Genomic DNA, 7182 nt, shown 5'->3' with positions numbered 1-7182 from the left:
TGTCCACGCCCAGAACGCCCCGTCACGCGCCACATCTGTCGGCTCGGCGGGATCGGCTGTGGTCGACGACGTGTCGCGCTCGCTCTCGGTGGGCGCCCGGGATCGGGTCACCCAGTTGCTGTTGGAGCAGGGTGCCACCACCGCCGCGCAGCTAGGCGCGGCGCTCGGGCTCAGCCCGGCGGCGATCCGCCGACACCTCGACGCGATGCTTGCGGATGGTGACGTGTACGCCCGCGAGCAGCCCGTGCAGGGCAGTCGCGGTCGGGGCCGCCCGGCGAAGGTGTTCCTGCTGACCGAGGCCGCCCGGGTCCGCTGTGGCACACACCACTACGACAACATGGCCACCGCCGCGCTGCGCTGGATCGCCCGCAGCGGCGGCCCGGACGCGGTGGAGGCGTTCGCCACCGAGCAGGTGTCCGCTCTCGAGTCGCGCTGTCGGGCGGCCATGGAGGATGCGGGCGACGACCCTCTCGCGCGAGCCGAGGCACTTGCCGCAGCGCTCACGGGCGAGGGTTACGCTGCCAATGCGACCACGATCGCCTCTGGCGGCCAGCTCTGTCAGCACCACTGCCCGGTGGCGCACGTGGCCGCCGAGTTTCCTCAGCTGTGCGAGGCCGAGACCGCGGTCATCTCCCGTCTGGTCGGCACCCACGTGCAGCGTCTGGCCACCATCGCGCACGGCGACGGGGTGTGCACCACGCACATCCCGACCCAGCCGGGCCGTGCTCAATCCGGTAATCCCGTAACCACTGTGAGGACAGATAGATGACCGAGCAGATCGTCCAGCCCCTGACCCAGGAAGAGCAGCTCGCCGCCCTGGGCCGGTACGAGTACGGCTGGTCCGACCCGGACGCCGCCGGGGCTGTCGCCCAGCGTGGCATCAACGAGGCGGTGGTGCGGGACATCTCGGCCAAGAAGAACGAGCCGGCGTGGATGCTCGACCTGCGGCTGAAGGGCCTGCGGCTGTTCGGCCGTAAGCCGATGCCGGCGTGGGGCGCGGACCTCACCGGGATCGACTTCGACAACATCAAGTACTTCGTCCGGTCGACCGAGAAGCAGGCCACCAGCTGGGAGGACCTGCCCGAGGACATCAAGAACACCTACGACCGGCTGGGCATCCCGGAGGCGGAGAAGCAGCGGCTGGTCGCCGGTGTCGCGGCGCAGTACGAGTCGGAGGTCGTCTACCACAAGATCCGCGAGGACCTTGAGGAGCAGGGCGTCCTCTTCCTGGACACCGACACGGCGCTGCGCGAGCACGAGGACGTCTTCAAGGAGTACTTCGGCACCGTGATCCCGGTCGGCGACAACAAGTTCGCCGCCCTGAACACCTCGGTGTGGTCCGGTGGCTCGTTCATCTACGTGCCGAAGGGCGTGCACGTCGAGATCCCGCTGCAGGCCTACTTCCGGATCAACACGGAGAACATGGGCCAGTTCGAGCGGACGCTGATCATCGTCGACGAGGGTGCGTACGTGCACTACGTCGAGGGCTGCACCGCGCCGCTCTACTCCTCCGACTCGCTGCACAGCGCGGTCGTGGAGATCATCGTCAAGAAGAACGCGCGTTGCCGCTACACGACCATCCAGAACTGGTCGAACAACGTCTACAACCTGGTCACCAAGCGCGCCGTCTGCCACGAGGGCGCGACCATGGAGTGGGTCGACGGCAACATCGGCTCCAAGGTGACCATGAAGTACCCGGCGGTCTACATGACCGGCGAGCACGCCAAGGGCGAGGTGCTCTCGGTGGCGATGGCCGGCGAGGGTCAGCACCAGGACGCCGGCGCCAAGATGGTGCACGCCGCGCCGCACACCTCCTCGACCATCGTGTCGAAGTCGATCGCCCGTGGCGGCGGCCGCACCTCGTACCGGGGTCTGGTGCAGGTGCTGGAGGGTTCGCACCACAGCCGGAGCACCGTCAAGTGCGACGCACTGCTCGTCGACACGATCTCCCGCTCGGACACCTACCCGTACGTCGACATCCGTGAGGACGACGTGTCGATGGGGCACGAGGCGACCGTCTCCAAGATCAGTGATGACCAGCTCTTCTACCTGATGAGCCGGGGCCTGAGCGAGGACGAGGCGATGGCGATGATCGTGCGCGGCTTCATCGAGCCGATCGCCAAGGAGCTCCCGATGGAGTACGCCCTGGAGCTCAACCGCCTGATCGAGCTTCAGATGGAGGGCGCGGTCGGCTGACGCCGCCGTTCCCCCGTGACGGGCCGGAACCTCGGCCCGTCACACCCGGCCCCAACTCGTCGTCACGGAACAGACAGACCAAGGAAGACATGACTACCCAGGCTTCCGCGCCGCCGCCCAGCACCAAGTCGCAGGCGCTGCGCTCGTACGACGTCGCCGACTTCCCGGCCCTCACCGGCCTGGAGGAGGAGTGGCGCTTCACCCCGCTCAAGCGCCTGCGCGGCCTTACCGGCGACGGCTCCAGGTCGCTGCGCGGCGCCAGCCGCGCCGAGCTGGAGTCGTCGGACGACGCGCCGGCCGCTACCGGCGCGGTCCGACACGAGTACGGTGACCTGCCCGAGGGCGTCGCCATCACCCGGGTCGGCCGTGACGACGAGCGCGTCGGCAGCGTGCTGATCCCGGTCGACCGGGTCAGCGCGTTGGCTTACGGTGCCGCCGCGGACGCACTGCTGCTGCGGGTGGACCCCGACGTGGTGCTCGGCGAGGCGGTACGGCTGCGGGTGGTCGGCGAGGGCGTCGAGCAGCCGGCGTTCGGTCACACCTTCGTCGAGGTGGGCCGGTTCGCCGAGGCGACAGTGGTGCTGGAGCACGTCGGGTCGGCCACCCTGGCCGACAACGTCGAGGTCGCCGTGGCCGATGGCGCGAAGCTGACGCTGGTCACGGTCGCCGACTGGGCCGACGACGCGGTCCAGGTCCAGCACCTGAAGATCAAGCTGGGTCGGGACGCCAAGGTCATCCACATCCAGGTCTCCCTGGGTGGCGACCTGGTCCGGCAGTTCACCAGCGTGGAATACACCGGGCGCGGGGGCGAGGCCGAGCTGTACGGCGTCTACTTCGCCGACTCCGGCCAGCACCTGGAGCACCGGCAGTTGGTCGACCACAATGTGCCGGACTGCCGCAGCTACGTCGGCTACCGGGGCGCTCTGCAGGGCGAGAGCGCGCACACCGTCTGGGTGGGCGACGTGCTCATCCAGGCCGAGGCGACCGGCACCGACACGTACGAGATCAACCGGAACCTGCTGCTCACCGACGGCGCGCGGGCGGACTCCGTACCCAATCTGGAGATCGAGACCGGCGAGATCGCCGGCGCCGGTCACGCCAGCGCGACCGGCCGCTTCGACGACGAGCAGCTGTTCTACCTGATGGCCCGGGGCATCCCGGAGAGTGAGGCCCGCCGGCTGGTGGTCCGTGGCTTCTTCGCCGAGCTGATCAACAAGATCCCGGTGGAGTCGCTGCGGGAGAGCCTCGGCGACGCGATCGAGGCCCGGCTGACCAAGGCCGGCGCTTGATGATCCGGCTCTGCTCCACCGAGGACGTGCCGAAGGGCACCGCGATCCGCGCGGACGTCGACGGCACCCCGATCGCCCTGGTGCACGGCGAGGACGGCAACTTCTACGCCGCGTACGACGAGTGCTCGCACGCCGCTGTCGCGCTCTCCGAGGGCGAGGTCGACGGCTGCACGCTCGAGTGCTGGTTGCACGGCTCGCGCTTCGACCTGCGCACCGGCGAGCCGACCGGCCTGCCCGCCACCGAACCCGTCCCCGTCTACCCCGTCGAAGTCCGCGACGGCGACATCTACCTCAGCCTGACGCCGAGTAATGGAGTGACCCGATAATGAGCACCCTGGAGATCCGCGACCTGAAGGTGTCGGTCAAGCTGCCCGAGGGTGAGCTCAAGCCGATCCTGGCCGGCGTCGACCTGACCGTGAAGTCGGGCGAGACCCACGCGATCATGGGCCCGAACGGCTCCGGCAAGTCCACCCTGGCGTACTCGATCGCCGGCCACCCCAAGTACGAGATCACCGGCGGTACGGTGACCCTCGACGGCGAGGACGTGCTGGCGATGACTGTCGACGAGCGCGCCCGCGCCGGTCTCTTCCTGGCCATGCAGTACCCGGTCGAGGTGCCCGGCGTCTCGGTGGCGAACTTCCTGCGGACCGCGAAGACCGCCATCGACGGCGAGGCGCCGAAGCTCCGTACCTGGGGTGGCGAGCTGCGCGGCGCTATGGAGCGCCTCCAGATGGACCCGGCGTTCGCCCAGCGCAACGTCAACGAGGGCTTCTCCGGTGGTGAGAAGAAGCGGCACGAGATCGTCCAGCTGGAGCTTCTCAAGCCGAAGATCGCGATCCTCGACGAGACCGACTCCGGTCTCGACGTGGACGCGCTGCGCGTGGTCAGCGCGGGCGTCAACCGGGTCCGCGACACCGGCGACACCGGCGTGCTGCTGATCACCCACTACACGCGGATCCTGCGCTACATCAAGCCGGACTTCGTGCACGTCTTCGTGGCCGGCCGGATCGTCGAGCAGGGCGGCCCGGAGCTGGCCGACAAGCTCGAGGCCGAGGGCTACGAGCGGTACGCCGCCGGGGCCGGCACGGCCAAGGCCTGAGCGAAAGAGGCGCTGCCGAGATGACCAGCATCGCGATCCCCGAGGGGATGCCGCAGTACGACGACGTGCCGCGTTTCGACGTGGCCCGGGTGCGCGCCGATTTCCCGATCCTGGACCGGGAGATCAACGGGCACCCGCTGGTCTACCTCGACAGCGCCAACACCTCCCACAAACCGCGCCAGGTGCTCGACGTGCTCGACGAGCACTACGCGCGGCACAACGCGAACGTGTCGCGGTCGGTGCACACCCTGGGCACCGAGGCCACCGAGGCGTACGAGGGGGCGCGGGCGAAGGTCGCCGCGTTCATCAACGCGCCGAGCGTCGACGAGGTGGTGTTCACCAAGAACTCCACCGAGGCGATCAACATCGTGGCGTACGCCTTCTCGAACGCCTCGCTGCGCGCGGACGCCGACCCCCGGTTCCGGCTCGGTCCCGGCGACGAGGTGGTGATCTCCGAGATGGAGCACCACTCGAACATCGTCCCGTGGCAGCTGCTCTGTGAGCGGACCGGCGCGACCCTGCGCTGGTTCCCGGTCACCGACCAGGGCCGGCTGGACGAGTCGGGCCTGGAGGACCTGGTCACCGAACGGACGAAGATCGTCTCGTTGGTGCACGTGTCGAACATCCTGGGCACTGTCAACGCGACCTCCCGGATCACCGCTCGGGTCCGCGAGGTGGGCGCGCTGCTGCTGCTGGACTGCTCGCAGTCGGCGCCGCACCTGCCCCTCGACGTGGTCGACCTGGACGCCGACTACATCGTGTTCACCGGCCACAAGATGTGCGGCCCCACCGGCATCGGTGTGCTCTGGGGCCGGGCCGAGCTGCTGGCGGCCATGCCGCCGGTGATGGGCGGCGGCTCGATGATCGAGACGGTCACCATGGGCCGCTCGACGTTCGCCGCCCCGCCGGCCCGGTTCGAGGCCGGCACCCCGCCGATCGCCGAGGCGGTCGCGTTGGGCGCGGCGGTGGACTACCTGACCGGCGTCGGGATGCGAGCCATCCAGTGGCACGAGAAGGAGCTGACGGCGTACGCGCTGGACGCCTTCGGCTCGGTGCCGGACCTGCGGATCTTCGGCCCGACAGTGCCGGTGGGCCGGGGCGGCACCATCTCGTTCGCGCTCGGTGACGTGCACCCGCACGACGTGGGTCAGGTGCTCGACTCGCTCGGCGTGCAGGTGCGGGTGGGTCACCACTGTGCCAAGCCGGTGTGCAGCCGGTTCGGCGTCCCCGCCATGACCCGGGCCTCGTTCTACCTCTACACCACCACCGAGGAGATCGACGCTCTGGTGGCCGGTCTGGAGCAGGTACGGAAGGTGTTCGACTGATGCAGCTCGACCAGCTCTACCAGGAGATCATCCTGGACCACTACAAGCGCCCGCACGGGCGTGGCCTGCGCGATGCCGACGACCCGGGCGACCAGGTCGCGGAGGCGCACCACGTCAACCCCACCTGCGGTGACGAGGTCACCGTCCGGGTGGCCACCGACGGCACAGTGCTGCACGACATCTCGTACGACGGGATGGGCTGCTCGATCAGCCAGGCGTCGGCGAGTGTGCTGCACGAGTTGCTGCGTGGTCGGGGCGCCGGGGAAGCATTCGAGGTGCACGAGGCGTTCGTGGAATTGATGTCCGGACGTGGCCAGGTCACGCCGGACGAGGACGTGCTCGGTGACGGGGTTGCTTTCGCGGGTGTGGCCCGTTACCCCGCCCGGGTCAAGTGCGCGCTGCTGCCGTGGATGGCGTTCAAGGACGCCGCGGCACGCGCCGGTGTGGGCGTGAGCCCGGAGGTGAAGGCGTGAGCGAGCGTCAGCGAGCGAATGACACAGTGGTGCCTTGCGGCATCACGCAGCGAAGCGGAGGGACGGCATGAGCGAGCACATCGCTGCTACTGAGGCGACGCCGGAGGCCGGTGACACCACTGTGGTGCCGCAGACCGACGCCGCGACGACCGACGGCACCTCTGACGCCGCCGCTCCTGCGGGCGGCGTCAGCAAGGCCATGATCGCCGACATCGAGGAGGCGATGAAGGACGTCGTCGACCCGGAGCTCGGCATCAACGTGGTCGACCTTGGCCTCGTGTACGGCGTCCACGTCGACGACGAGAACGTCGCCACCCTGGACATGACGCTCACCTCGGCGGCCTGCCCGCTGACCGACGTCATCGAGGACCAGACCCGGCAGGCGCTGACCACCGGCCCCGGCGGTGGCCTGGTCAACGACATCCGGATCAACTGGGTGTGGCTCCCGCCGTGGGGCCCGGACAAGATCACTGACGAGGGTCGGGACCAGCTTCGCTCCCTCGGCTTCAACGTCTGAACCGATCCCACTTCGTCGAGCGCGGTACCCGTCCGGGTGCCGCGCTCGACGCGTTTCCAGACCAGTTCAGCACGCGGTCGGCGACCAGCTCGCGACCCCCGACTGACCGCCTGAGGTTCGGCTCTGCTCCCTCGGCCGATCCCAGAACACCCCAAGATCGCGCTTGATCCTCGATGTAGTGGCCTCGGTGCGTCGCCGAGGCCCCAACATCCTGGTTCGAGTGCGATCTTGGTGGGCGGGGGCACCAGGGCCGGGGTTTCGATCTACAAAGGGGCGGCGGTCG

The 7182-nt window shown here is 69.1% G+C and carries 8 protein-coding genes; all 8 read left to right on the top strand.

Annotation, left to right across the window (positions count from 1 at the left end):
• Nucleotides 1–58 precede the first annotated feature (58 nt).
• Entirely contained in the window at nucleotides 59–769 is a 711-nt protein-coding gene (locus tag AB0B48_RS30950) for an HTH domain-containing protein (RefSeq protein ID WP_357207744.1), read from the top strand.
• Nucleotides 766–2196 carry a Fe-S cluster assembly protein SufB gene (gene sufB / locus AB0B48_RS30945; RefSeq protein ID WP_074312771.1) on the top strand — a complete coding sequence of 477 codons (1431 nt, stop codon included), beginning with the start codon at nucleotides 766–768 and terminating at the stop codon, nucleotides 2194–2196. The genes AB0B48_RS30950 and sufB overlap by 4 nt, the downstream gene beginning before the upstream one ends.
• Before the next feature lie 89 nt (nucleotides 2197–2285).
• The gene (gene sufD, locus AB0B48_RS30940) at nucleotides 2286–3485 is read left to right on the top strand and encodes a Fe-S cluster assembly protein SufD (RefSeq protein ID WP_357207741.1); all 1200 of its coding nucleotides are present in this window, start codon (nucleotides 2286–2288) and stop codon (nucleotides 3483–3485) included.
• Nucleotides 3485–3811: a non-heme iron oxygenase ferredoxin subunit gene (locus AB0B48_RS30935; RefSeq protein ID WP_357207738.1), complete on the top strand. Its 327-nt coding sequence runs from the start codon at nucleotides 3485–3487 to the stop codon at nucleotides 3809–3811. The genes sufD and AB0B48_RS30935 overlap by 1 nt, the downstream gene beginning before the upstream one ends.
• Nucleotides 3811–4584 carry a Fe-S cluster assembly ATPase SufC gene (gene sufC / locus AB0B48_RS30930; RefSeq protein WP_357207735.1) on the top strand — a complete coding sequence of 258 codons (774 nt, stop codon included), beginning with the start codon at nucleotides 3811–3813 and terminating at the stop codon, nucleotides 4582–4584. Before AB0B48_RS30935 ends, sufC begins: the two co-directional genes overlap by 1 nt.
• A gap of 20 nt (nucleotides 4585–4604) precedes the next feature.
• Nucleotides 4605–5909, top strand: coding sequence for a cysteine desulfurase (locus AB0B48_RS30925; RefSeq protein WP_355009956.1), 1305 nt, complete (start codon nucleotides 4605–4607; stop codon nucleotides 5907–5909).
• Nucleotides 5909–6382 (top strand): Fe-S cluster assembly sulfur transfer protein SufU, encoded by a 474-nt coding sequence (sufU, locus tag AB0B48_RS30920; protein WP_091403700.1) that lies wholly within the window; start codon nucleotides 5909–5911, stop codon nucleotides 6380–6382. Before AB0B48_RS30925 ends, sufU begins: the two co-directional genes overlap by 1 nt.
• Before the next feature lie 67 nt (nucleotides 6383–6449).
• Complete coding sequence (locus tag AB0B48_RS30915; RefSeq protein ID WP_355009957.1) at nucleotides 6450–6899, top strand: metal-sulfur cluster assembly factor; 450 nt, start codon at nucleotides 6450–6452, stop codon at nucleotides 6897–6899.
• The last annotated feature ends 283 nt before the right edge of the window (nucleotides 6900–7182 follow it).

The sequence above is a fragment of the Micromonospora sp. NPDC049089 genome (genome assembly GCF_040648775.1).
Lineage (GTDB): Bacteria > Actinomycetota > Actinomycetes > Mycobacteriales > Micromonosporaceae > Micromonospora.
The sequence above is the reverse complement of the archived record's forward strand: the minus strand, read 5'-3'. Positions and strand labels throughout refer to the sequence as shown.

Coding starts and splice junctions, on each gene's coding strand:
- AB0B48_RS30935 (WP_357207738.1), top strand. CDS start 3,485: ATGATCCGGCTCTGCTCCACCGAGGACGTGCCGAAGGGCACCGCGATC.
- AB0B48_RS30915 (WP_355009957.1), top strand. CDS start 6,450: ATGAGCGAGCACATCGCTGCTACTGAGGCGACGCCGGAGGCCGGTGAC.
- sufD (WP_357207741.1), top strand. CDS start 2,286: ATGACTACCCAGGCTTCCGCGCCGCCGCCCAGCACCAAGTCGCAGGCG.
- AB0B48_RS30925 (WP_355009956.1), top strand. CDS start 4,605: ATGACCAGCATCGCGATCCCCGAGGGGATGCCGCAGTACGACGACGTG.
- sufU (WP_091403700.1), top strand. CDS start 5,909: ATGCAGCTCGACCAGCTCTACCAGGAGATCATCCTGGACCACTACAAG.
- sufB (WP_074312771.1), top strand. CDS start 766: ATGACCGAGCAGATCGTCCAGCCCCTGACCCAGGAAGAGCAGCTCGCC.
- sufC (WP_357207735.1), top strand. CDS start 3,811: ATGAGCACCCTGGAGATCCGCGACCTGAAGGTGTCGGTCAAGCTGCCC.